This window comes from Variovorax sp. GW823-FHT04B03 (assembly GCF_058796495.1).
Genome location: NZ_JBXAIT010000006.1, coordinates 295,417 through 317,012 on the forward strand (window position 1 = coordinate 295,417; position 21,596 = coordinate 317,012).

Below are 21,596 nucleotides of genomic sequence, written 5' to 3' on the forward strand. Positions count from 1 at the left end.
ACACATCACATGACCAATCAAGCCTTCATCTGCGACGCCGTGCGCACTCCCTTCGGCCGCTACGGCGGTTCGCTCAGCAGCGTGCGCACCGACGACCTCGGCGCCGTGCCGCTGCGCGCACTCATCGAGCGCAACAAGAACGTCGACTGGCAGGCCGTGAGCGACGTGCTCTACGGCTGCGCCAACCAGGCCGGCGAAGACAACCGCAACGTCGCGCGCATGTCGGCGCTGCTCGCGGGCCTGCCGATCGAAGTGGGCGGCGGCACCATCAACCGCCTGTGCGGTTCGGGCCTCGATGCACTGGGCACCGCCGCGCGCGCCATCCGCGCCGGTGAAGCCGGCCTCATGATCGCCGGCGGTGTGGAAAGCATGAGCCGCGCGCCCTTCGTCATGCCCAAGGCCGAGAGCGCCTTCAGCCGCAACAACGCGGTGTACGACACCACCATCGGCTGGCGCTTCGTCAACAAGCTCATGAAGGCGCAGTACGGCGTCGACTCGATGCCCGAGACGGCCGAGAACGTGGCCACCGACTACAAGATCGAGCGCGAAGCGCAAGACCTGATGGCGCTCAACTCGCAGCTGCGCGCCGTGGCTTCGCAGAAGTCCGGCTTCTTCGACGCCGAGATCGTGCCCGTGAGCGTGCCCCAGAAGAAGGGCGACGCCCTCATCGTCAACAAGGACGAGCATCCGCGCGACACCACGCTGGAGGCGCTGGCCAAGCTCAAGCCCATCGTGCGCCCCGACGGCACCGTCACCGCCGGCAATGCCAGCGGCGTGAACGACGGCGCCTGCGCGCTGCTGCTGGCCGATGAAGCCAGCGCCGCCAAGCACGGCCTCACGCCGCGCGCCCGCGTGGTCGGCATGGCCACGGCCGGCGTCGCGCCGCGCATCATGGGCATCGGCCCGGCGCCCGCCACGCAGAAGGTGCTGGCGCTCACCGGCCTCACGCTCGACCAGATCGACGTCATCGAACTCAACGAAGCCTTCGCCGCACAAGGCCTCGCCGTGCTGCGCCTCTTGGGCCTGAAGGACGACGACGCGCGCGTGAACATCAACGGCGGCGCCATCGCACTGGGCCACCCGCTCGGCGCCAGCGGCGCACGCCTGGCCACCACCGCGGTGAACCAGCTGCACAAGGGCGGCGGCCGCTACGCGCTGTGCACGATGTGCATCGGCGTGGGGCAGGGCATTGCCGTGATCCTGGAACGCGTCTGATGGGTCTCGCCCGACGCGAGCTGCTGCTGGGTCTGCTGGCGGCAGCAGGTTTGCCTGCGCACGCGCAGCAGGCCGACGGCAAGCCGATCCGCATCGTCGTGCCCTTCGCGGCCGGCGGCGGCAACGACGTGTTCGCACGCCAGATGGCCAAGGGCCTGGGCGAGGTGCGCAAGTCGGGCGTCATCGTCGACAACAAGCCCGGTGCGGGCGGCAACCTCGGCACCGAGCAGGTGGTGCGCAGCACGCCCGACGGCAGCACGCTGCTGCTGGGCCACACGGGCACCGTGTCGATCAACCCGGCGCTGTACAAGGGCCTGAAGTTCGACGCCCGCAAGGACCTCGTGCCCGTGGCCATGTTCGCCTCGTCCGCGCTCGTGCTCGTGGTGCCCGCGGCCTCGAAGGTGCGCAGCGTGGCCGACCTCGTCAAGGAGGCCAAGGTGCGCCCGGGCCTGCTCGACTACGCGTCGAGTGGCAGCGGCACCGGCGGCCACCTCACGGGCGAACTCTTCGCGCAGCGCACCGGCACGAAGATCAATCACATTCCCTACAAGGGCACCAACCCCGCGCTCACCGACCTCGCGGGCGGCCAGGTGCAGATGATGTTCAGCGTCATCCCGCCCGCGCTCGCGCTGGTCAAGGGTGGGCGTCTGCGCGCCATTGCCGTCACGGGTGCGAAGCGCCTGCCGTCGCTGCCCGACGTGCCCACCGTGGCCGAGTCGGGCCTGCGCGAACTCGCGGGCTTCGAGAGCACGCTCACCTACGGCATCCTCGCGCCGCGCGGCACGCCCGATGCGTTCGTGAAGACGCTGTCGGCGCAGATGCTGCAGGTGGCGGGCGGCGCCGAGTTCCAGTCGCGCCTGGACGTGGAAGGCGCCGTGCCGCTGCTCGGCGGGCCGGCCGACTACGCCGCGCTCATCGCGAAGGAAAGCGCGCTGTGGGCCGGCATCGTCAAGGCCTCGGGCGCGTCGGTCGACTGAGCGGCGACGCACCGCTTCCCACCCATCAACGATTCATCAAACCGGAGACTTCCCTCATGTCCTTCTTCCGTTCGTCGCTTTCGCGCCGCGCCATCGCAGCGGCCGTGCTGGCCCTGACCGCCGGCGGCCTGCTGCCGTTGACCGCTTCGGCACAGCAGCCTGCGGCCTTCCCGACCAAGCCCGTGCGCATCATCACGCCGTTCCCGGTCGGCGGTGGTCCGGACGGCGTGGCCCGCCTCGTGGCCGACAAGCTCTCGCGCGCCTGGGGCCAGCCGGTGGTGGTCGAGAACCGCCCGGGCGGCAACGGCTTCATCGCCATCGACGCCTTCAAGCGCGGTGCGAAAGACGGCCACGACATCATCGTGCTCGACAACGTGCACCTGGCCGCGTATCCGGCGCTGTTCAAGAAGCTGCCCTACGACGCATCGAAGGACTTCGACGCACTGCTGCCGCTGTTCAAGACGTATTTCTTCTTCACCGTCGCGACCAACAGCAAGTACAAGACCGTGGGCGACCTCATCGCCGACGCCAAGGCCAACCCCGGCAAGCTCGACTACGGCTCGTGGTCGGTCGGCAACCCGGTGCACCTGGGCTCGGAACTGTTCGAGTCGGCCACCGGTACGCAGATGGAGCACGTGATCTACAAGGAAACCACGCAGCTGTACACCTCGGTCGCCACCGGCGAGCTGGCCTTTGCGCTGGGCAGCAGCGCCACCGCCGGCCCGCTGCAGCGCGCCAACAAGCTGCGCTTCCTGGCGGCTGCCGCGCCCCAGCGCGTGGCCGCCTTCCCCGACGTGCCCACCGTGAGCGAATCGGGCGGCCCGAAGGGCTTCGAGGTCATCGGCTGGAACGCCATCGCCGTGCCCAAGGGCCTGCCGGCTTCGGTGACCGACAAGATCAAGCGCGACATCGAAAAGGGCCTGGCCGAACCCGACGTGCTGGAGAAGTTCAAGAGCTTCGGCTACGAGCCGTTCCCGACCACGCGCCCGCAGTTCGACCAGTTCGTGGCAACGGAAACGAAGCGCTTCACCGACGTGATCCGCAAGGCGAACGTGTCGCTGGACTGACAGCGCGCGCCCAGGGCGCATCCGCAATGAACAAGGCACCCGCGAGGGTGCCTTTTCTTTTGGGCGCCGCGCCCAGGGCGAGAGATTGTGCTGTCCAAAAGTCACATGTTACGTATAGATACGCGACAGGGTAGACCGTCTACCGAAGGGCCTGACAGAGGCGGAGTGGCCCCGCATGGGGCCGGTCGCTCCCGTTTCAGGGTAGCCCCTTGCAGGGATACGCGTAACCGGCACCCGTTCTTACATTTTTGACTTGCACATCCGAAATCGTCGCCGTGGGGAGGAGCAAGCCATTGCTGCTGCACACGGAGGTCCACCTGCCCAGTCAGTGAACGAAGAGGGAGTTGAGTCATGAACAAGATCTTCCGAACCCTGTGGAGTCCCACCGCCGGCACCTGGGTGGCCGCGCCGGAAATCGCGCGCGGCCACGCGCGATCGTGCAGCGGGGGCGGCGTGCGCGCGGTGGCTGCAGCGGCGGCAACGGCGGCGCTGTGGGTCTGCGTCGTGCCGGTGCTCGCGGCCGGCGGTGCGGGTGGCCAGCCGGTCGGTGACGCGTCGCTGAACGCGGGCACGGGCGGCAGCGACGGTACGGGCGGCAGCGGCGGGCTCAACGACACCACGGTCAATGCCTTCGGCGGCGCGGGCGGATCGTCGACGCCAGGCGGCGTCACGGCGGGGGCCAACGCCAGCATCGGCGGCTTCGGCGGTGCCACGCCGGGCACCGGTGGCGCGGCCGGCGCGGCCAGCACGCCCACCGGCCCCGGTGCGTTCCAGGGCGATGCCGGCGGCGCGGGCCAGGCGCAGACCGGCGACCCGGGCAACGGCAACGGCTATGGCGGTGGGGGCGGCGGCGGCTTCCAGGGGATGTCGATCGCCAACAACGTGGCCAATTCGTCCGACAGCTACACCGGCGGCATCGGTGGCGCGGGCGGCAACGGGTACTGGGCGGCGGGCGGCGGTGGTGCGGGCGGCTACGGTTCGATCCTCAGCGGCCCGCTCGGCAGCTACACGGCCACGGGATCTTCCACGGGCGGCGCCGGCGGCAAGGGCGGCGACGCCTTCTCGCAGGGCGGTGGCGGCGGCAGCGGGGGCGGCGGCTTCTACCTGAACGCGACCAACCCGGGGCTCAGCTTCACCAACACCGGTCCCCTCACGGGCGGGGCGGGCGGCGCCGGCGGGGCCGAATTGGCGCCCGCCCGTTCCAACGCCTCGGGCGGCGGCGGCGGCGCAGGGGGCATCGGCGCAACGCTGGCGGGTGTCGCGGTCACGGTCAGCAACTCCGGCGCGATCACGGGCGGTGCCGGGGGCGCGGGCGGTGCGGCCGGCGGCGGTGCGGGCGGCACCGGTTCACCGGGCGGCGGCGGCGACGGCGGGGCGGGCCTCGCATCGACCGGCGCCGGCGCAACCCTCACCAACACCGGCACCATCGCCGGTGGGGCGGGCCTCGCATCGACCGGCGCCGGCGCAACCCTCACCAACACCGGCACCATCGCCGGTGGGGCGGGCGGCGCTGGCGGGGCCAACAGCAACGGCGGACCGAGCGGTGCCAACGGGGTGGGCGGCGTCGGGGTGACGGGCGCCAACTTCGCGCTGACCAACGGCGGAACCATCTCGGGCGGCCTGGGCGGCGACGGCGTCACGCGCGCTGCGGCGGTCGCATTCACGGGCGGCACCAACAGCCTCACGCTGAACACCGGCTCGTCGATGACGGGCGCGATTTCGATCGGCGCGGGCGCCACCGCCAGCGTCATCGCGGGCGCCGGCGGCCTCACCGTCAGCAACGCCCTGCTGCTGGGCGGCACGGGCACCATCGACACCAACGGGAACGCCCTGACGTGGACGGGCGCAATCTCCGGCGCCAGCGATCTCGTGAAGATCGGCGCGGGCGTGCTGACGCTGAGCGGTGCCGACACCCACTCGGGCGCCACCAACGTCGCGGCGGGCACCCTGCGCGCGGGCGCCGCCAGCGTGCTCAGCAGCGTGAGCCCCTTCACCGTGGCTACTGGCGCGACGCTCGACCTGGCCGGCAACAGCCAGACCCTCGCGTCGATGGCCCACAGCGGCACCGTCTCGCTGGTGGGCGCGGTGCCCGGCACCACGCTCACCGTCAACGGCCCCTGGGTGGGCAACGGCGGCACGTTGCGACTGGGGACCGCGCTGGGCGGCAGCGCGAGCGCGAGCGACCGGCTCGTCCTGAGCGGCGCCACCGCCGTCGCCAGCGGCACGACGAATGTGCAGATCACCAACCTGGGCGGCCTGGGTGCGCTCACCACCGGCAACGGCATCGAGGTGATCAGCGCCCTCAACGGCGCGACCACCACCGCGCAGACGACCAAGAGCGCGTTCGTGCTGGCCGGCACGCACGTCGATGCGGGCGCCTACGAGTACCGGCTGCATGCGGCCGACGCCGCCGGCGCGGGCGAGAACTGGTACCTGCGCTCGACCACTGCACCCGTGACGCCCGTGACGCCTGTCCCGCCCGGCACGCCGCCTGCCGGCGGTGGCGGCTCGGGCACTGGCGGCACCGGCGTCGTGCCCGTGCTTGCCGTGCCCACCTACCGCGCCGAAGTGCCGCTGTACGCCGCGCTGCCCGAGCAGCTGCGCCAGTCCAGCTTCGCGATGCTCGGCAACAGGCGCCTGCGCATGGGTGAGGACCTTGTAGCGGGCGCAAACCCGGCCAAGCCCACGCAGGGTTACCGCGAGGCGTGGGGGCGCATCATCAGCACCGAGCGCACCATCGCGCAGGGCGGCACCGTGAGCCCCACGAGCAAGGGGCGCCTCACGGGCTTCCAGGCCGGCACCGACCTGTGGGCCAACCCCGACTGGCACGCGGGCGTGTACGTCGGCCAGCTCGACGGCGACATGCGCGTGAACGGCTTTGCCAGCGGCCTGGCGAACCTCGGCGTGGGCACCAACAACCAGAAGAGCGAGTACCTGGGCGCCTATGCCACCTGGAAGCACGCCAGCGGCGTGTACGTCGACGGCGTGCTGCAGGCCGGGCGCCACCGCTACACCGCCAGGCCCACGCTGGGCTTCTCCAGGGGCGGCAAGGGCAACAGCCTGCTGGCGTCCATCGAGGTGGGGAAGTCGATTCCCATCGCGCAGAACTGGACCCTCGAGCCGCAGGTGCAGCTGGTGCACCAGCGGGTGAGCCTGGGCGACACGGGCATCTCCGGCGCGCTCGTGCAGCAGAACAGCCACAACGGCTGGCGGGCACGCGCCGGCGTGCGCGTGAAGGGCGAGTTCGTCACCAGCGCCGGGGTGCTGCAGCCTTATGTGCGGGTCAATTTCCACCGCAGCAGCCGCGGCACCGACGTCACCCGCTTCGTCGGCCCGGCCGGCTTCACCGACATCGCGACGCGCACCGGCGGCAGCAGCACCGAGCTGGCGGCAGGGGCCACGCTGCAGGTGGCCGAGAACACGAGCGTGTATGTGGAGCTGGGCAAGCTGTGGTCGGGCTCCGGCGGCGACTCGCGCATCAAGAGCGGGGTGAACGCGAGCGTCGGCGTGAAGATGCGCTGGTGATCTCGTGAAGGGGCGCGCAAGGGCGGCGTCTACGCATGCCGCCGCGCGGCGGTGTGGAGCGTGTGCACGCGGGCCTCGCCCGGCTGCGGCACGGGCGATGGCCGTCCCCATCCCTGCGGCAGTTCATGCAGCACGGCGTTCGCATCGAGCGAGCGGATCGCGACCGAGGTGTCGGCCGGAATCCGCCCCTGCGCCACCATTGCCTCGTAGCGCAGCGCGCACACGCGCAGGAACGACGCGAAGTTGCCGACCTCGCCGCGTGCCGCCACCAGCTCGTCGTACAGCCGCTCGATGAGCTGCACCACGGCCATGCCGTCGCGCTGCGCGATCTCTTCGAGCACCTGCCAGAACAGGTTCTCGAGCCGGATGCTGGTGACCACGCCGTGCAGCCGCACCGAGCGCGTGCGCGCGTCGTAGCTTTGCGGATCGGCGCTGATGAAGACTTCGCACATGGGCCATCTCCTTGAGAGGCGGAATGAATCGGGGCGACGCGGCACTGTAGCGCCGCCCACGCACTTCCGTCCGATCAGTGTTCGATGCGGGTGCCCAGCACCACGAGGAACTGCGACAGCCACGCCGGATGCGCCGGCCAGGCCGGTGCCGTGACGAGGTTGCGGTCGGTCACGGCCTGGTCGACTGGAATGCCCATGTACTCGGCGCCGGCCAGTTCCACCTCGACCTGGCAGGCCGGGTAGGCCGACACCTTGCGGCCCTTGATGAGGCCCGTGGCCGCGAGCAGCTGCGCGCCGTGGCAGACGGCGGCCACCGGCTTGTCGGTGGCCAGGAAGTGGCGCGCGATCTCGACCACGCGGGGGTGCATGCGCAGGTACTCGGGCGCGCGGCCGCCGGGGATCACGAGCGCGTCGTAGGCCTCGGGACGCACCTCGTCGAAGGTTGCGTTCAGCGTGAAGCGGTGGCCCGGCTTCTCGCTGTAGGTCTGCGCGCCCTCGAAGTCGTGGATGGCGGTGTGCACCCAGTCACCGGCCTTCTTGTCGGGCGCCACCGCATGCACGGTGTGGCCGACGGCCAGCAGGGTCTGGAACGGCACCATGGTTTCGTAGTCTTCGGCGTAGTCGCCGCAGAGCATCAGGATCTTGCGAGCCATCGGGTTTGTCTCCTTCGGATGAGGTGTAGCGAAACCGGCCAGCGCAGGGGGCGCGCCGGCCGTCGCCGCATTATTCGAAGGGGGCGGGCGCAGCGGGTAGCAGCGGGCTGTGATGCCGCTGCGGTCGCTATTTGACCGAGCCCGCGGTCAGGCCCTGCACCATGTAGCGCTGCATCCACGCGAACAGGATGGCGACCGGGACCACGGCGCAGATGGCGGCGGCCATCACCAGCTCCCACTGCACCACGTACTGGCCCGCGACCATGTTGGTGACGAGCACGGTCAGCGTCTGCTTTTCCGTGGAGCGGATCAGCGTGTAGACCACCGCGAACTCGTTCCAGGCATTGACGAAGGTGACCAGCGCCGTGACCGCCATCGCCGGCAGTGCCAGCGGCAGGAACACCTTGCAGACCGTGCGCACCGGGCCCGATCCCTCGAGCCAGGCCGACTCCTCCAGGTCGCGCGGAATGGTCTCGAAGTACGAGGTCATCATCCAGACGGCAAAGGCAATGCCGAAGGCGCCATAAGCGATCACCACGGACAGGCGCGAGTCGGTCATGTTGCCGCCCTCGAACCACGGCAGGCTGGCCGCCATCTTGAACAGGCCCACCACCAGCAGCACGGGCGAGATCATCTGCGTGATGAGCAAAAACTGCCGGTAGCCACCCTGGCCGCGAAATTTCAGGCGCGCCAGCGCGTAGGCGGAAGGCACGCTGACGGCAATCGTCAGCACCGTGGCGGAGAGCGACACCAGCAGGCTGTTCAGCAGCGCGCGCCCGAACCCGGTCTGGGTCCACATGGCGGAGAAGTTGCTCCACTGCCACTGCTGCGGCAACCAGCGGGCCGGATAGACGTAGATCTCCGAGGCGGGCTTGAGCGCCGTGAAGAACATCACCGCGAGCGGAAAGACGACCACGGCCACCAGCGGCGCGAGCAGCAGCCAGCACCAGAGGCTGCGCACGAGTTTGTCGGGGCGGATCATGCGGCGGCCTTCGCGGACTGGCGCTTTTGCAGGCGCAGGTAGAACACGGTGAAGGCCAGCAGCAAGGCCAGCATCACGAGCGAAATGGCGGCTGCCTCGCCGGGGCGGCCCAGGCGGAAGCCCAGCTGGTACAGCCAGGTGACGAGGATGTGCGTGGCGTTGTCCGGCCCGCCCTGCGTCATGATCCAGATGATGGGGAACGAGTTGAAGACGTAGATCACGTTCAGCACGATCGCCATGTGGATGAAGGGCTTGAGCAGCGGCAGCGTGAGCCGGCGAAACTGCTGCCAGCGCGACGCGCCTTCGATGCCGGCCGCCTCGTAGATGTCCTGCGACACCGACGACAGCCCGCCCAGGAAGATGGTGACGGTGAAGGGAATGGACACCAGGATGCCCACGCCCACCTCGACCCAGAATGCGAGCTGTCCGTCGGCCAGCCAGTTGATCGGCTCCCGGATGATCCCGACCATGGCAAGGCTCGCATTGACCATGCCGTACTGGCCGTTGAAGGACCAGGTCCAGACGATGGCCGTCATGGTCAGCGACACCGCCCAGGGCAGCATCACGATCGTGCGCGCCACGCCCCGACCATAGAAATCCTGCTGCAGGATGAGCGCGATCGGCACAGCGCACAGCACCGCGCCGCCGACCACGCACACCGTCCATTGCACCGTGCGCCACACCACGTGGACGAACACCGGATCGGTGAACACGGTGCGAAAGTTGTCCAGGCCGTTGAAGGCCCGCAGCAGGCCGAAGCGCGAGATGTCGTGCACCGACTGGAACACCAGGGTGGACAGCGGGTAGGCCAGGATGAAGAGGGTGAGCAACAGGCTCGGCGCAATCAGCCCCCAAGCCAGGGCAGGGCCTCGAACGGGATTCTGCATAGGGCAATTCGATCGGATAGGCGTGGTGCGACACGCGGAAAGCCGGCGCAGCCCAGCGGCTGCGCCCCGGGGCTTGCTTGCTTACTTCTTGTTGAGCTTGGTGTTGGCTTCGGCCGCGGCCTTGTCCAGCGCCGCCTTCGGTTCCGCCTTGCCCTGGTAGATGGCCTGCAACGCGTTGGTGACGGCCTGCGCCGAGTCTTCCCAGCCGGCGACCAGCGGGGCGAAGCGCGCGTTGGGCAGCAGGGTCACGAACTCGGAGAGCACCGGGTCGTCCTTGAACACGGGGTCGTTGGCCACCTCGCGCGTCACGGGCATGAAGCCTTCGCCCTGGTCGAACTTCAGCCGCGCGGTTTTCGAGAACATGAAGCTCAGGAATTTCTGGGCGGTTTCCTTGTTCTTCGAGGTCTTGAACATCATGATCGAGTCGGTCACGCCGAAGGTGATGTCCTTGCCGCCATTGGGCACGCCGGTGATGCCGTATTTCAGTTGCGGGGCGTCCTTGGCGATTTCCTTGGCCAGCGGCGGCAGTGAAATGACCATGCCCAAACGCCCCTGCTTGAACAGGTTGTGCAGGTCGTAGCGCGTGTTGCCGGCCACGCCGGGCTCGGTCAGGCCCTGGTCGATCATGCTCTTGTAGAGCGTGGCGGCTTTCACACCGGTCGGCGAATTGAAGGCGGCCTTGTTGCCCGCATCCAGCACGTCGCCCCCCATGCTCCACAGCGCGTAGTAGAAATAAGTGTCGGTATCCAGGTCCTTGCCCTGGATGCCATAGCCGTAGGCCCCCGTGGCCTTGATCTTTTTCGCGGCGGCAATCACGTCGTCCCAGGTCTTGGGGCCATTGGGAAAGCCTGCCTTGCTCAGCATGTCCTTGTTATAGAACATGGCGCGCACGCTGGCTGCAATAGGCAGCGCATAAGGCTTGCCATTGATATTGCCGGCTTTCAAAAATGCCGGAATGAATTGGTCCTTGAACGCCGCATTGGCGTAATTGTCGACCGGCTCCACCAGGCCGTCGTTCACGAAATCGCCCACCCAGCGGGTCGCGACGTGGGCCAGGTCGGGCGGGTTGTTGCTGGCGATTTCCGCCTGCAGTTTCTGCTGCATGTTCTCCCAGCTTCCCACCTCGACCTTGACCTTGTCTCCCGGGTTGGCCTTTTCGTAGTCCCGGGCCAGCGCCTCCAGCCAGGGGCGCGTGTTGTCGCTGTAGCTGGACATGGCGATGCGGATATTTCCCGCCTGGGCCGTGAGGGAGGAAAGACCCAGAAGAATTGCGCCTGCCAATAGAGTTGTATTTTGTTTTTTCATATTTAATTCCTCGTGAAGTGATTGAAAATTAATTGAATACACGTCGGGATCTGCTGTGGTCAATGCTTGCGCTTTTTCATCTTACGAGTCGGTCGAATGGCGCCATAGATAGAGCTAACCCTCGATTTCTAAAAAACAGAACCCTGCCTGCGAAATATTGAAGGACAAATTCCCGCGACGTCCTGTACGCTTCAAAATTCGAGCTCGAATTGCGCGCGGTAATTCATTGCCGCCCGGTCGGGAGAGGTATTGGCAATTCACAGGGCGCATTGCGTGGACACATCAATTTCGACTCCGTCTTCGGTTCATCCCCACGCGCCGTCCCGGCGCGTGACGCTGGTCACGGGCGCTGCGGGCGGCATCGGCCAGGCCCTGTGCCGCCGCGTGCTGCAGGCGGGCGACCGGCTGATCGCGCTGGACCACGACGCGGGCGCACTGGAACGCCTGGCGGCCGTGTTGGCCGGGCAGGGCGTGAGTGCCGACGATCTGGCGCGGCTGCATCCCCTGGTCGCGGACGTCACCGACTGCGCAGGCCTGTGCGACAAGGTGGCCACGGCCGTTGCGGCTGTCGGCCCGGTGGACGTGCTGGTGTCGAACGTGGGCGCCGCGCGCGGGCCGACGGTGCGCAAGACCACGCCGCAGGACTGGCAGGCCGACATCCAGCTCAACCTGAATGGCGCGTTCCATTGCGTGGAGGCGGTGCGCCACGCCATGGTCGAGCGCCGCAGCGGGCAGCTGGTGCTCATCGGCTCGGTCAACGCGCTGACCACGCTCGGCCACCCGGCCTACAGCGCGGCCAAGGCGGCGCTCGTCAGCTACACCCGCTCGCTCGCCATGGAGCTGGGCGCCTATGGCATCCGCGCCAACATCGTGCTGCCGGGCACCGTCAAGACGCCCGCCTGGCAGGCGCGCGCCGACAAGAACCCGCAGGTGTTCGAGCAGCTGAAGAAGTGGTACCCCTTGGGCGACTTCGCGACACCCGACGACGTGGCCGATGCCGTGCTCTTCCTGGCGTCGCCCGCCGCGCGTGTCATCACGGGCGTGGCGTTGCCGGTGGACGCGGGCCTCATGGCGGGCATCCTGCCCATGGCCCGTGAGATCACGGTCGAAGACTACTGAGCCAGCGACTCACTTCCACAAAGACAAGGAGACCCCATGGCTCAGGTTCAACTCAAGCAACTGCGCAAGGATTTCGCCGGCGTGCCCGTCGTGCACGGCATCGACCTGGACATTGCCCACGGCGAGTTCGTCGTGCTCGTCGGCCCTTCGGGCTGCGGCAAGTCGACGCTGCTGCGCATGATCGCGGGGCTGGAGCCCATCAGCGGCGGTGAGCTGCGCATCGGCGGTGCGCGGGCCAACGACCTGTCGCCGCAAAAGCGCAACATCTCGATGGTGTTCCAGAGCTATGCGCTCTACCCGCACCTGTCGGTCTACGAGAACATCGCCTTCGGCCCGCGCACGCGCGGCGAGGCAGAAAGCGACTTCCGCCCGCGCATCGAAAAAGCCGCCGGCCTGCTCAACCTCACCCCGTACCTGGACCGCTTGCCGCGCGCGCTCTCGGGCGGACAGCGCCAGCGCGTCGCCATGGGCCGCGCCGTGGTGCGCGAGCCCGCGCTGTTCCTCTTCGACGAGCCGCTGTCCAACCTGGATGCGCAGCTGCGCGTGCAGATGCGCGCCGAGATCAAGGCCCTGCACCAGCGCCTGGGCAACACCATGGTCTACGTCACGCACGACCAGGTGGAAGCCATGACCATGGCCGACCGCATCGTCGTGATGCGCGCGGGCCGGGTGGAGCAGGTCGGTGCGCCGCTCGAGCTCTACGACCGCCCGGTCAACCGCTTCGTGGCGGGCTTCATCGGCTCGCCCGCCATGAACTTCACGCAGGGACAGGTGCATCGCGCACACGGCCGCACCTGGCTCGCGCTGCCCGACGGCCAGGCCTGGGACCTGCCCACGTCCGGGTGCACACCCCTGCTGGCCGATGGACAGCACGTGCTGCTGGGGCTGCGGCCCGAGCACCTGCAGCTGGCCCCGGAAGGCCTGGCGTTGCGCGTGATCCTCACGGAGTCGACGGGCGACAAGACGCAGATCTACGGCACCGTGGCGGGCAGCGAGACGCCCTGGTGCGTGTCCGTGCACGATCGCGTGGCCCTCAAGCCCGGTGACCTCGTGCACCTGCAGGTCCGCGAGGCCGCATCGACCCATTGCTTCGATGCGCAGACCGAACGCCATGTGGGCGTTGCAGCTCCGGCGCCGGCCGGGTACAGGCCGTCCGCGTCCAGCGTGGACGCGCGTGCCGGCGGCAGCGAAGGCCAGCGCCACGCCGCGTCGATCGCGTATTCGTACGGCTAGGCCATGCGCAACCACTGCATATCCGAAGTCGAAACGGGCAACCACATCGGCGGGCGCTGGTCGACCCCCGTCGACACCCTGCCGGTGGTGAACCCGGCCAACGGCGACACCCTCGCCACCGTGCCCCGTTCGGGCCGCGAGACGGCGGGCGAGGCGGTGGCCGCCGCCAAGGCCGCGGCCAACGCGTGGGCCGCCACGCCCGTGTTCGAGCGCGCCGCGATGTGCATGGCGATCGCGGCCGAGATCGATGCCGCGCGCGAGGCCCTCGCGCACACGCTGTCGTGCGAGCAGGGCAAGGTCCTGGCCGAGGCGCTGGGCGAGGTCGCCAAGGCCGCCGACGGCTTCCGGCTCGCCGCCGAACTCGTCAAGCAGATGGGCGGCAAGACGCTGCCGGCGGAAGACCCGGGCAAGCTCGTCATGACGCTGCGGCAGCCGCGCGGCGTGTATGGCGTCATCACGCCCTGGAACTTCCCGGTCAACATCCCGGTGGAATACATCGCCCCCGGCATCGCCACCGGCAACACCCTCGTCTGGGTGCCTGCGCCGTCCACCGCGCTCGTGGCCTGCGCGCTGATGGCAGTCATCGAAAAGGCCGGCCTGCCCGCAGGCGTTCTCAACCTGGTGATCGGCGAGGGCGCGACCGTGGGCGATGCGGTGGTCGTGCACCCGGACGTGACCGCCATCGCCTTCACCGGCAGCACCGCGACGGGCCAGCGCATCGCCGAGCGAGGTGCCGGAAAGCCCCTGCTGCTCGAGCTTGGGGGCAATGGGCCTGTGATCGTCTTTGAAGATGCCGACCTCGATGCGGCAGCCGCTGCAGCGGCAGGCGGCGCGTTCTTCAATGCAGGGCAGGTGTGCGCGGCGACAGGGTGCGTGCTGGCCCATGCCAGCGTGGTGGACCGCCTCTGCGACAAGCTGGTCGCCAAGGCTGCGGAGCAGGTGCTGGGCGATCCCTTGCATCCCGCCACGACCATGGGGCCGCTCAACAACGCCAAGGTGGCGGCCAAGGTGCGCGCGCATGTGGACGATGCCGTTGAACAGGGGGCACGCGTGCTGTGTGGCGGCCGCGCGCGGCCGGACCTGGGCAGCGACCTCTTCTTCGAGCCCACCGTGGTGCGCGACGTCACGCCCGCCATGCGGCTGTGCCGCGAAGAAACCTTCGGCCCCGTCGTGCCGGTCATCGCCTTCCAGGACGAAGCGCAGGCCCTGGCGCTGGCCTTGCAGAACGACTACGGACTCTCGGTGGGCGTCTTCACCCAAGACATCGGCCGCGGCATCGCCCTCGCCAAGGCGATCCCCGCCGGCATCGTCAACATCAACGCGGGCACCACCTGGTGGGAAATCCACCTGCCCTTCGGCGGCGGCTCTGGCAAGAAAAGCGGCATCGGCCGGCTGGGCGGCATGCACACGCTGGAGGCGATGACCGAGATCAAGATGATCACGGTCACGCTGCCGGGTTGAACCTTTCGATGCCGACGATCCCGCGCGCCGGAACTATTCCGGCTTTCCCCTGGCGGGCGTGCGAGCGGCGGTGGCGCGCCCCGGCTTCACGGGCCGCTGCCACCCCTGCATGTAGGCGATCAGTGACTGCGACAGGTGATTGGCCGCGAGCGACAGCCGCCGGGAATAGCTCGCGACCAGCGTGGCGCGCGCCGAGCGCAGCGACGCATCGGTGAGCGGAATGGCCACCACCTTGCCGGCCTCGATCAGCGGCGCGACCACGTCGCTCGGCTGGAAGGTGATGAGGTCCGACTCCGCGACCAGCCGGCTTGCAAAGGACAGCGAATTCGTCTCGACCGCGATGTTCAGCTTGAACTTGCCTTTGGAGCTGACGCGGTCGACCAGCTGGCGCAGGCCGAAGGAGCGGTCGGGCAGCGCCAGCGGCGCGTCGGCGACTTCCGCGAGCGTGCAGCTGCGCTGTTGTGCCAGGGGATGCTGTGTCGAAGCGATCACGCACAGCGGCTGCTCGATCTTCTGCAGCTCGATGAGGTCGGGGCGCGGCGAGGCGCCGAACAGAATGCCCAGGTCGTACTTGTGCTCCGCCACCGACTCGCCCACCGCATGCGAGCCCATGAGATCGAGCGAGAAGGTGATGCCCGGGTGCGTGCGGATGAAGCTCGGCATGAAGCTGGTGAGCAGGCCGTGCAGGATGCCTTCCACGCACCCCACCCGCACGTGGCCTTTGGCCAGCGTCTCGTACTCGTGGATCTGGCCCTTCAGGTCGGCCAGCTGCGTCTTGTTGTCCTGCGCATAGCGCAGCAGCAGTTCGCCGGCCGCGGTCAGCGCCATGCCCCGTGCGTGGCGCTCGAAGACGGGCACGCCCAGTTCGTCTTCCAGCAGCGCGATCTGCCGGCTCACGGCGCTCTGGGCGACGAAGAGCTTTTCCGCCGCCACGCGCACGGAGCCGAAGGCCGCGACCTCGTAGAAGTACCGAAGGGTGGTGGATTCGATCATGCGTGCACTCTACGGGATGGCGGGGAAGGGGCGCGGCGACGCTCAGTTCGCGGCGCGTGGCTGCCGTGTCAGCATGCGCCCCGCGCGCGCGAGCACGCGCGCCTCGTTCGCACCACGGTACGCGAGCACGCCGTTCACGAACACCCGCTCGATCCCTTCGCTCACGCCCAGCGGCTGGTCGTAGGTGGCGGTGTCGGTGATGGTCTCGGGGTCGAACACCACCACGTCGGCCATGGTGCCGACGCGCAGCAGGCCGCGATCGGCGATGCGCAGGTTGCGCGCCGTCATGCCCGTCATCTTGTGCACCGCCTGCTCCAGCGTGAAGAGCTTGCGCTGGCGCCAGTAACGCGCGAACACGCGGGGGAACGCACCCCACAGCCGCGGGTGCGGATGGCGGTCGTGCGGCAGGCCGTCGCTGCCGATCATGCTGCGCGGATGCGCGATGACGCGCTCCACGTCTTCTTCCTGCATCAGGAAATAGCACGCACCGCCGGGCTTCAGGCGCAGGCTGGCCTCCTTCTCCGTCGTGCCCCATTCGCGTGCGATATCGGAGATCAGGCGGCCGGTCATCTCCGGGTGGGGCTCGGACCAGGTCAGCAGCACGTCGATGACGCCGTCCACCATGTCTTCGCGCAGCACGGTGGAACCGGCCACGTAGGGATACACGTCCATCGCGATCTCTTGGCGCTGCGACAGGGCGTCGATCAGCGGCAGCGTCTCCTTGGTGCGGCCCCAGTTGGCGGGGCTTGCGCATTTGTGGTGCGAGATGATCAAGGGCACGCCGGCCTCGAACGCCGAGTCGCCGGCCTCGTGCATCGCCTCGATGATCTGCTGCATCTCGCTGCGCAGGTGCGTGGCGTACACGCCGCCATGGCGCGCCACGACGCGCGCGAGCGCGGTGACCTCTTCGGCCGGCGCCGCAAAAGCCTCTTCGTAGAACAGGCCCGATGACAGGCCGTGCGCGCCTGCGGCCATGCAGTCGTCGAGCAACGCGGCCATGTGTGCCAGTTCATCGCTGTTCGCGGGCCGGTCGAGCGCCTGCATCGCCGCGAAGCGCAGCGTGGTGTGGCCTACGAGCGCGGCCACGTTGAGCGCGGGCTGCGTCGCATCGACGGCGGCGCGGTACTCGGCCATGGTTGCGTGCTTGAACGAGTCCGCGCCCAGCAGCGTGAGCGGCGGCTTCGACTGCGGCGTGCGGTACGGCGCGAGCGAGATGCCGCAGTTGCCCGTGACCACGGTGGTGATGCCCTGCGACACCTTGGGCAGGCACAGCGGATCGCGCAGCACGATGGCGTCGTCGTGCGTGTGCGCGTCGATGAAGCCGGGCGCGATCACCTTGCCTCGGCAGTCGACCACGTCGACGTCGGCGATGTTTAGCCCTTCGGGCAGCCGCGCGCGCAGGCCTTCGCCGAGCGCCACGATGCGGTCGCCTTGCAGCAGCACGTCACCGGGCCACGAAGGGCCGCCCGAGCCGTCGACCACGAGGCCGCCTTCGAGCAGCGTCGCGCTGTTCTTCTGTGTGTTCATGGATGGATGCGTTGCCTTGCTCAGAAATGGATCACGACCGCATCGCTCACGCGGTAGTCGTTCTCGACCACGGGCATCCAGTGCCACTTGTCGAAGGTCGTGCAGGGGTGCGAGATGCCCAGGCCCACACGGTCGCCGACGACCGGTGCCTGCGCTTCGTCATTCGCGTCCCAGCGCAGGTAGGCATGCTGGTCGTTCAGTGCCGTGACCTTCCAGCTGGCGGGCACCGCATGCGACTGCAATGCACCGCGTGCTGCGTGCGCAATGGGAATGGGCATCGACATGTCGAAGGAGATGTCGCGCTTGCCGACTGAAAGGATCGCCAGGCCCGGCTCGGGCCGCGACTGCACGTTGGCCCAAACTTCCATCGCCGGCGTCAGCCCTTCGCCGCACTCGCAACCCATGCGCTCGTCGACCACGTTCACCATGCGCTTGTAGAAGCCATGGTCGTGCGTGACATAGCAGCCCGAACGCAGCAGGCCGCGCACCGGCGAGCCCAGTGCGGGCTTCAGGCGCCCGGCCACGAGATCGAAGATGGCCGAGCCGCCGGCCGAGACCAGCACCTCGTCGGTCTCGAAGAACTGCTGCGTGTCGCAGTGGCGCGCCACGGCTTCGATGCGGTCCATCAGTGCCGTGGCAAAGGCGGTGTCCTGTTCGGTGGACCCGGTGGCATTCAGGCCTTCGTAGCTCTCGATGCCTACCAGCTTCGCGGCACCGCTGGCACGCACCGCGCTCGCCACGGCGACCGCTTCCGCATGTGTGCGGCAACCGGTGCGTCCGCCGTCGATGCCGATCTCGAGCATGACCTCGAAAGGCACGCTCGCAGGATGGCGCTTCGACCAGTCTTCAATCAGCGCAAGCTGTGCGATCGAATCGACCAGGAACACGACGCGCAGGTCCGCATGGTCTGCCAGCAGCAGCTGGATGCCCGCGAGGTCTTCGTCGCTCACGACCTGGTTGGCGATCAGCGTGCGGCGCGCGCCGGCGGCCACGCCCACGGCCAGTTGCGTGACGGTGGCAAAGGTCAGGCCCCAGGCGCCGGCGTCGAGCTGGCGCTGGAACAGCTGCGGCGACATGGTGGTCTTGCCGTGCGGCGCCAGGTCGATGCCCCATTCGCGCACGCGCGATTGCATCCACGCCAGGTTGTGTTCGAGCGCCTCGCGCTTGAGCACGGCCAGCGGCAGTGGCAGGTCGCCGGCCAGCACGTTCCAGCCGGCGGCGCCGACTTCGCTGCGCAGGCGCGGCGGCTGGGTGCGCGGGTAGCCCTTGAAACGGTCGCTCAGCAGCGGGTCGATGAAATCGTGTGTCGAGGAGGAAATGTCGGTCATGGTCGTGCAACGGCGATGTGGGAGAGCAGTTCTTTGCGGATGCAGGCGCTGTAGTGTGCGGGGGAAATCTCATCCAGGCTGGGTACCGTCTGCGCACAGGCCTCGATGGCATGCGGGCAGCGCGTGCGGAACACGCAGCCCGAGGGCGGCGAGATCGGGCTGGGAATGTCGCCCTTCAAGGCGATGCGCTCGGTGGCCATCTCGGGATCGGGCTTCGGGCTCGCGGCCAGCAGCGCCTGGGTGTAGGGGTGCGAGGGGTTCGCGAACAGCTCCTCGGTGGTGGCCACTTCCATCACCTTGCCCAAGTACAGCACCACCACGCGGTCGCACAAATACTCGACCACATCGAGGTCGTGCGAGATGAAGAGCATGGTCAGCCCCAGCCGCTCGCGCAGGTCCGCCAGCAGATTGATGACCTGCGACTGGATCGACACATCGAGCGCCGAGAGCGGCTCGTCGGCCACGATGAACTCGGGCTCCACGGCCAGCGCGCGCGCCACGCCGATGCGCTGGCGCTGGCCGCCCGAGAACTCGTGCGGAAAGCGGCTGGCGTGCTCGGGGCGCAGGCCCACGGTCTCCAGCAGCTCGGCGATGCGCTTGTCGCGCGCTGCCGCGCCCTTGTGCAGGCCGTGCGTGGACAGCGCCTCGCCCAGGATGGCGCTGATGCGCATCTTCGGGTTCAGGCTGGCGTACGGGTCCTGGAAGATGATCTGCAGCTTGCTGCGCAGCTTGCGCATGCGCTCGCCTGAGAGGCCGCCGATGTCGTCGCCCCGGTACAGCACCTGGCCCTCGGTGCGCTCGACCAGGCGCAGCACGGTGCGTCCGATGGTGCTCTTGCCCGAGCCTGACTCGCCGACCAGGCCGAGGGTCTCACCGGGGTGGATCGCGAAGGACACGTCGTCCACCGCGCGCACGGGGCGCTCGCTGCTGCCGAAGTATTTTTTTAGCCCGCGGACTTCGATGAGGGGCGAGGAAGAAACAGCGGTGGTCATCATGCAGCCGCTCGCGAGCGGTTGGTCGGGCTGCACGCGCACACAGCGCGCCTGGCGGTCTTGCCGGATGTCGATCAGCGGCGGCATAGCGCTTCGGCATTCGGGCAACGCCTGGTCGCAGCGCGGCTCGAAAGCACAGCCCGGCGGCGGCGCCAATGGACTCGACACCTGCCCGCGGATCGCAAACAAGCGCTTGGGCTTGGGTTGCCCAGGAACCCGTGCCTTGCCCGGCAGGCAGGCCAAGAGGCCCTGCGTGTACGGGTGCTCGGGCTGCGCGAACAGCGGGCGCACCGGCGCACGCTCGACCACGCGGCCCGAGTACATGACCACCACGTCGTCGGCATGGTGCGCCACCACGCCCAGGTTGTGCGTGATGAACAGGATGCTCATGCCGGTCTCGGCCTGCAGCCGGCGCATCAGCTCCAGGATCTGCGCCTGGATGGTCACGTCCAGCGCGGTGGTGGGTTCGTCGGCGATCAAGAGCGTCGGGTCGCAGGCCATGGCCAGCGCGATCATCACCCGCTGGCGCATGCCGCCCGACAGCTGGTGCGGGTACTCGTGGATGCGCTGGGCGGCGGCCGGGATCTCCACCAGCTCCAGCATGCGCAGCGCATGGGCCAAGGCCGCCTTGCGGTCGAGCCCCTTGTGCAGGCGCACGCTCTCGGCAATCTGCTCGCCGATGGTGAAGACCGGGTTCAGGCTGGTCATGGGCTCCTGGAAGATCATCGACAGCTGGTTGCCGCGCAGCGAGCGCATCTCGCGTTCGCCGATCTGCAGCAGGTCGAGTGTCTTGCCTTCGCGCGTGACGAAGGAAGCTGATCCGCTGACCTGCGCGTTGGCGGTCTTGGGCAGAAGGCGCATCAGCGTGAGGCTGGTGACCGACTTGCCCGAGCCCGATTCGCCCACCAGCGCGGTGGTCTTGCCCGGTTGAATCGAGAAGCTCACATCGGCCACCGAGCGGATCAGGCCGTCCTCGGTGGGGAAGCTGGTGCTCAGGTTGGTGACCGTGAGGCGTGGGGTGGTGTTCGCGGTGTTCATCACGAGGTCTTCTTCAGCTTCGGATCGAGCAGGTCGCGCACGCCATCACCCAGCAACTGCAGCGACAGCGCCGTGAAGATGATCGCCAGCCCCGGGAACAGCACGACCCAGAAGGCCTGGTGCGCGTACTGCTGGCTGCCCGCGACCATGGTGCCCCAGGTGGGGATCTCGGGCGGTACGCCGACACCGAGGAACGACAGGCCCGCTTCCGCCAGGATCGCGTAGGCGAAGATGAACGACACCTGCACGAGGATCGGCGACATCAGGTTCGGCAGGATGTGGCGCCACAGGATGCGCGAGGTGCGCACGCCCAGGGCGCGCACAGCCTCCACGAACAGCAGTTCGCGCACCACCAGCGTCGAGGCCCGGACCACGCGTGCCACGCGGGGTGTGTAGACCAGCACCAGTGCGAGCACGGTGTTCATCAGCGACGGTCCGAGAATCGCCACCAGCGCGATGGCCAAGAGGATGTCGGGGAAGGACATCATGGCGTCGACCACGCGCATCAGCGGCGCGTCGAGCCGGCGGAAGAAGCCCGCCATCAAACCCAGCACCGTGCCGGCGATGACCGCGCCCAGCGCGGTGAGCGCCGCAATGGCCAGCGAGTAGCGCGCGCCGTGCACGATGCGCGAATACATGTCGCGCCCGAGTTCGTCGGTGCCCAGCAGGTGTTCGGCGCTGGGCGCCTTCAGGCGCTGCAGCACGGCCGTGTCGTTGGGGTCGGCCGAGGCGACCAGTGGCGCGCCGATGGCCATGATGGCGATCACCAGCAGTACCAGGGCGGACACCATCACGATGCGGCGGTGCATCAGCTGGCGGAGCATTCGAGGCATGCGCATCGT

At 68.6% G+C, this 21,596-nt stretch carries 17 protein-coding genes and 1 pseudogene; 7 read left to right on the forward strand and 11 right to left on the reverse strand.

Annotated features, from left to right (window positions below; genetic code table 11):
- Positions 1–9 precede the first annotated feature (9 nt).
- From pcaF to AC1RAD_RS25330, 4 genes are all read left to right on the forward strand, one after another.
- On the forward strand, positions 10–1,215 hold the full coding sequence (gene pcaF / locus AC1RAD_RS25315) for a 3-oxoadipyl-CoA thiolase (RefSeq protein WP_070062661.1): 1,206 nt from the start codon (positions 10–12) through the stop codon (positions 1,213–1,215).
- Positions 1,215–2,192, forward strand: a complete 978-nt coding sequence (locus AC1RAD_RS25320) for a Bug family tripartite tricarboxylate transporter substrate binding protein (RefSeq protein WP_492737859.1) — start codon at positions 1,215–1,217, stop codon at positions 2,190–2,192. The genes pcaF and AC1RAD_RS25320 overlap by 1 nt, the downstream gene beginning before the upstream one ends.
- 56 nt (positions 2,193–2,248) lie before the next feature.
- Positions 2,249–3,259, forward strand: coding sequence for a Bug family tripartite tricarboxylate transporter substrate binding protein (locus AC1RAD_RS25325; RefSeq protein ID WP_062482455.1), 1,011 nt, complete (start codon positions 2,249–2,251; stop codon positions 3,257–3,259).
- Positions 3,260–3,610: 351 nt separating this feature from the next.
- Positions 3,611–6,784, forward strand: coding sequence for an autotransporter outer membrane beta-barrel domain-containing protein (locus tag AC1RAD_RS25330; protein WP_492737861.1), 3,174 nt, complete (start codon positions 3,611–3,613; stop codon positions 6,782–6,784).
- 29 nt (positions 6,785–6,813) lie between these two features.
- On the opposite strand, the gene AC1RAD_RS25335 is transcribed toward AC1RAD_RS25330, so the two are convergent.
- The 5 genes from AC1RAD_RS25335 to AC1RAD_RS25355 all read right to left on the reverse strand — a co-directional run bounded on the left by AC1RAD_RS25335 (position 6,814) and on the right by AC1RAD_RS25355 (position 11,063).
- On the reverse strand, positions 6,814–7,236 hold the full coding sequence (locus AC1RAD_RS25335) for a ribbon-helix-helix domain-containing protein (protein ID WP_369645131.1): 423 nt from the start codon (positions 7,234–7,236) through the stop codon (positions 6,814–6,816).
- Positions 7,237–7,310: 74 nt separating this feature from the next.
- Positions 7,311–7,889, reverse strand: coding sequence for a DJ-1/PfpI family protein (locus AC1RAD_RS25340; RefSeq protein ID WP_099792797.1), 579 nt, complete (start codon positions 7,887–7,889; stop codon positions 7,311–7,313).
- A 127-nt stretch (positions 7,890–8,016) separates the two neighbouring features.
- The gene (locus tag AC1RAD_RS25345; protein ID WP_062481535.1) at positions 8,017–8,871 is read right to left on the reverse strand and encodes a carbohydrate ABC transporter permease; all 855 of its coding nucleotides are present in this window, start codon (positions 8,869–8,871) and stop codon (positions 8,017–8,019) included.
- Complete coding sequence (locus AC1RAD_RS25350; RefSeq protein ID WP_492737863.1) at positions 8,868–9,758, reverse strand: carbohydrate ABC transporter permease; 891 nt, start codon at positions 9,756–9,758, stop codon at positions 8,868–8,870. The genes AC1RAD_RS25345 and AC1RAD_RS25350 overlap by 4 nt, the downstream gene beginning before the upstream one ends.
- 81 nt (positions 9,759–9,839) lie before the next feature.
- Positions 9,840–11,063 (reverse strand): ABC transporter substrate-binding protein, encoded by a 1,224-nt coding sequence (locus AC1RAD_RS25355; RefSeq protein ID WP_492737865.1) that lies wholly within the window; start codon positions 11,061–11,063, stop codon positions 9,840–9,842.
- A gap of 330 nt (positions 11,064–11,393) precedes the next feature.
- On the opposite strand from AC1RAD_RS25355, the gene AC1RAD_RS25360 reads away from it, so the two are divergent.
- From AC1RAD_RS25360 to AC1RAD_RS25370, 3 genes are read left to right on the forward strand one after another with little or no spacing between them, the layout of a single operon-like run.
- Entirely contained in the window at positions 11,394–12,182 is a 789-nt protein-coding gene (locus AC1RAD_RS25360) for an SDR family oxidoreductase (RefSeq protein ID WP_492730967.1), read from the forward strand.
- Between the two features lie 36 nt (positions 12,183–12,218).
- A complete protein-coding gene (locus tag AC1RAD_RS25365; RefSeq protein WP_492737867.1) occupies positions 12,219–13,415 on the forward strand; it encodes an ABC transporter ATP-binding protein in 1,197 nt (398 codons plus the stop codon).
- A 3-nt stretch (positions 13,416–13,418) separates the two neighbouring features.
- Complete coding sequence (locus AC1RAD_RS25370) at positions 13,419–14,876, forward strand: aldehyde dehydrogenase family protein (protein ID WP_492737869.1); 1,458 nt, start codon at positions 13,419–13,421, stop codon at positions 14,874–14,876.
- A 33-nt stretch (positions 14,877–14,909) separates the two neighbouring features.
- Here the strand turns inward: AC1RAD_RS25370 and AC1RAD_RS25375 are convergent, their stop codons facing one another.
- From AC1RAD_RS25375 to AC1RAD_RS25400, 6 genes and pseudogenes are all read right to left on the reverse strand, one after another.
- On the reverse strand, positions 14,910–15,869 hold the full coding sequence (locus tag AC1RAD_RS25375; RefSeq protein ID WP_062481526.1) for a LysR family transcriptional regulator: 960 nt from the start codon (positions 15,867–15,869) through the stop codon (positions 14,910–14,912).
- Between the two features lie 42 nt (positions 15,870–15,911).
- Positions 15,912–17,396 carry an N-acyl-D-amino-acid deacylase family protein gene (locus AC1RAD_RS25380; RefSeq protein WP_492737871.1) on the reverse strand — a complete coding sequence of 495 codons (1,485 nt, stop codon included), beginning with the start codon at positions 17,394–17,396 and terminating at the stop codon, positions 15,912–15,914.
- A 20-nt stretch (positions 17,397–17,416) separates the two neighbouring features.
- Entirely contained in the window at positions 17,417–18,724 is a 1,308-nt protein-coding gene (locus tag AC1RAD_RS25385) for an alanine racemase (RefSeq protein WP_492737873.1), read from the reverse strand.
- Positions 18,721–19,716: an ABC transporter ATP-binding protein gene (locus tag AC1RAD_RS25390; RefSeq protein ID WP_492738097.1), complete on the reverse strand. Its 996-nt coding sequence runs from the start codon at positions 19,714–19,716 to the stop codon at positions 18,721–18,723. The genes AC1RAD_RS25385 and AC1RAD_RS25390 overlap by 4 nt, the downstream gene beginning before the upstream one ends.
- A 39-nt stretch (positions 19,717–19,755) precedes the next feature.
- Positions 19,756–20,754 (reverse strand): annotated as a pseudogene (locus AC1RAD_RS25395) (ABC transporter ATP-binding protein); the annotation flags it as partial.
- Entirely contained in the window at positions 20,754–21,593 is an 840-nt protein-coding gene (locus AC1RAD_RS25400; protein ID WP_095746729.1) for an ABC transporter permease, read from the reverse strand. The pseudogene AC1RAD_RS25395 and the gene AC1RAD_RS25400, both read right to left, overlap by 1 nt.
- Between the last annotated feature and the right edge of the window lie 3 nt (positions 21,594–21,596).

What these genes read in the sequence shown, in the direction of transcription:
- pcaF (WP_070062661.1), top strand. Translation starts at nt 10, where the DNA reads ATGACCAATCAAGCCTTCATCTGCGACGCCGTGCGCACTCCCTTCGGC.
- AC1RAD_RS25320 (WP_492737859.1), top strand. Translation starts at nt 1,215, where the DNA reads ATGGGTCTCGCCCGACGCGAGCTGCTGCTGGGTCTGCTGGCGGCAGCA.
- AC1RAD_RS25325 (WP_062482455.1), top strand. Translation starts at nt 2,249, where the DNA reads ATGTCCTTCTTCCGTTCGTCGCTTTCGCGCCGCGCCATCGCAGCGGCC.
- AC1RAD_RS25330 (WP_492737861.1), top strand. Translation starts at nt 3,611, where the DNA reads ATGAACAAGATCTTCCGAACCCTGTGGAGTCCCACCGCCGGCACCTGG.
- AC1RAD_RS25335 (WP_369645131.1), bottom strand. Translation starts at nt 7,236, where the DNA reads ATGTGCGAAGTCTTCATCAGCGCCGATCCGCAAAGCTACGACGCGCGC.
- AC1RAD_RS25340 (WP_099792797.1), bottom strand. Translation starts at nt 7,889, where the DNA reads ATGGCTCGCAAGATCCTGATGCTCTGCGGCGACTACGCCGAAGACTAC.
- AC1RAD_RS25345 (WP_062481535.1), bottom strand. Translation starts at nt 8,871, where the DNA reads ATGATCCGCCCCGACAAACTCGTGCGCAGCCTCTGGTGCTGGCTGCTG.
- AC1RAD_RS25350 (WP_492737863.1), bottom strand. Translation starts at nt 9,758, where the DNA reads ATGCAGAATCCCGTTCGAGGCCCTGCCCTGGCTTGGGGGCTGATTGCG.
- AC1RAD_RS25355 (WP_492737865.1), bottom strand. Translation starts at nt 11,063, where the DNA reads ATGAAAAAACAAAATACAACTCTATTGGCAGGCGCAATTCTTCTGGGT.
- AC1RAD_RS25365 (WP_492737867.1), top strand. Translation starts at nt 12,219, where the DNA reads ATGGCTCAGGTTCAACTCAAGCAACTGCGCAAGGATTTCGCCGGCGTG.
- AC1RAD_RS25370 (WP_492737869.1), top strand. Translation starts at nt 13,419, where the DNA reads ATGCGCAACCACTGCATATCCGAAGTCGAAACGGGCAACCACATCGGC.
- AC1RAD_RS25375 (WP_062481526.1), bottom strand. Translation starts at nt 15,869, where the DNA reads ATGATCGAATCCACCACCCTTCGGTACTTCTACGAGGTCGCGGCCTTC.
- AC1RAD_RS25380 (WP_492737871.1), bottom strand. Translation starts at nt 17,396, where the DNA reads ATGAACACACAGAAGAACAGCGCGACGCTGCTCGAAGGCGGCCTCGTG.
- AC1RAD_RS25385 (WP_492737873.1), bottom strand. Translation starts at nt 18,724, where the DNA reads ATGACCGACATTTCCTCCTCGACACACGATTTCATCGACCCGCTGCTG.
- AC1RAD_RS25390 (WP_492738097.1), bottom strand. Translation starts at nt 19,716, where the DNA reads ATGACCACCGCTGTTTCTTCCTCGCCCCTCATCGAAGTCCGCGGGCTA.
- AC1RAD_RS25400 (WP_095746729.1), bottom strand. Translation starts at nt 21,593, where the DNA reads ATGCGCATGCCTCGAATGCTCCGCCAGCTGATGCACCGCCGCATCGTG.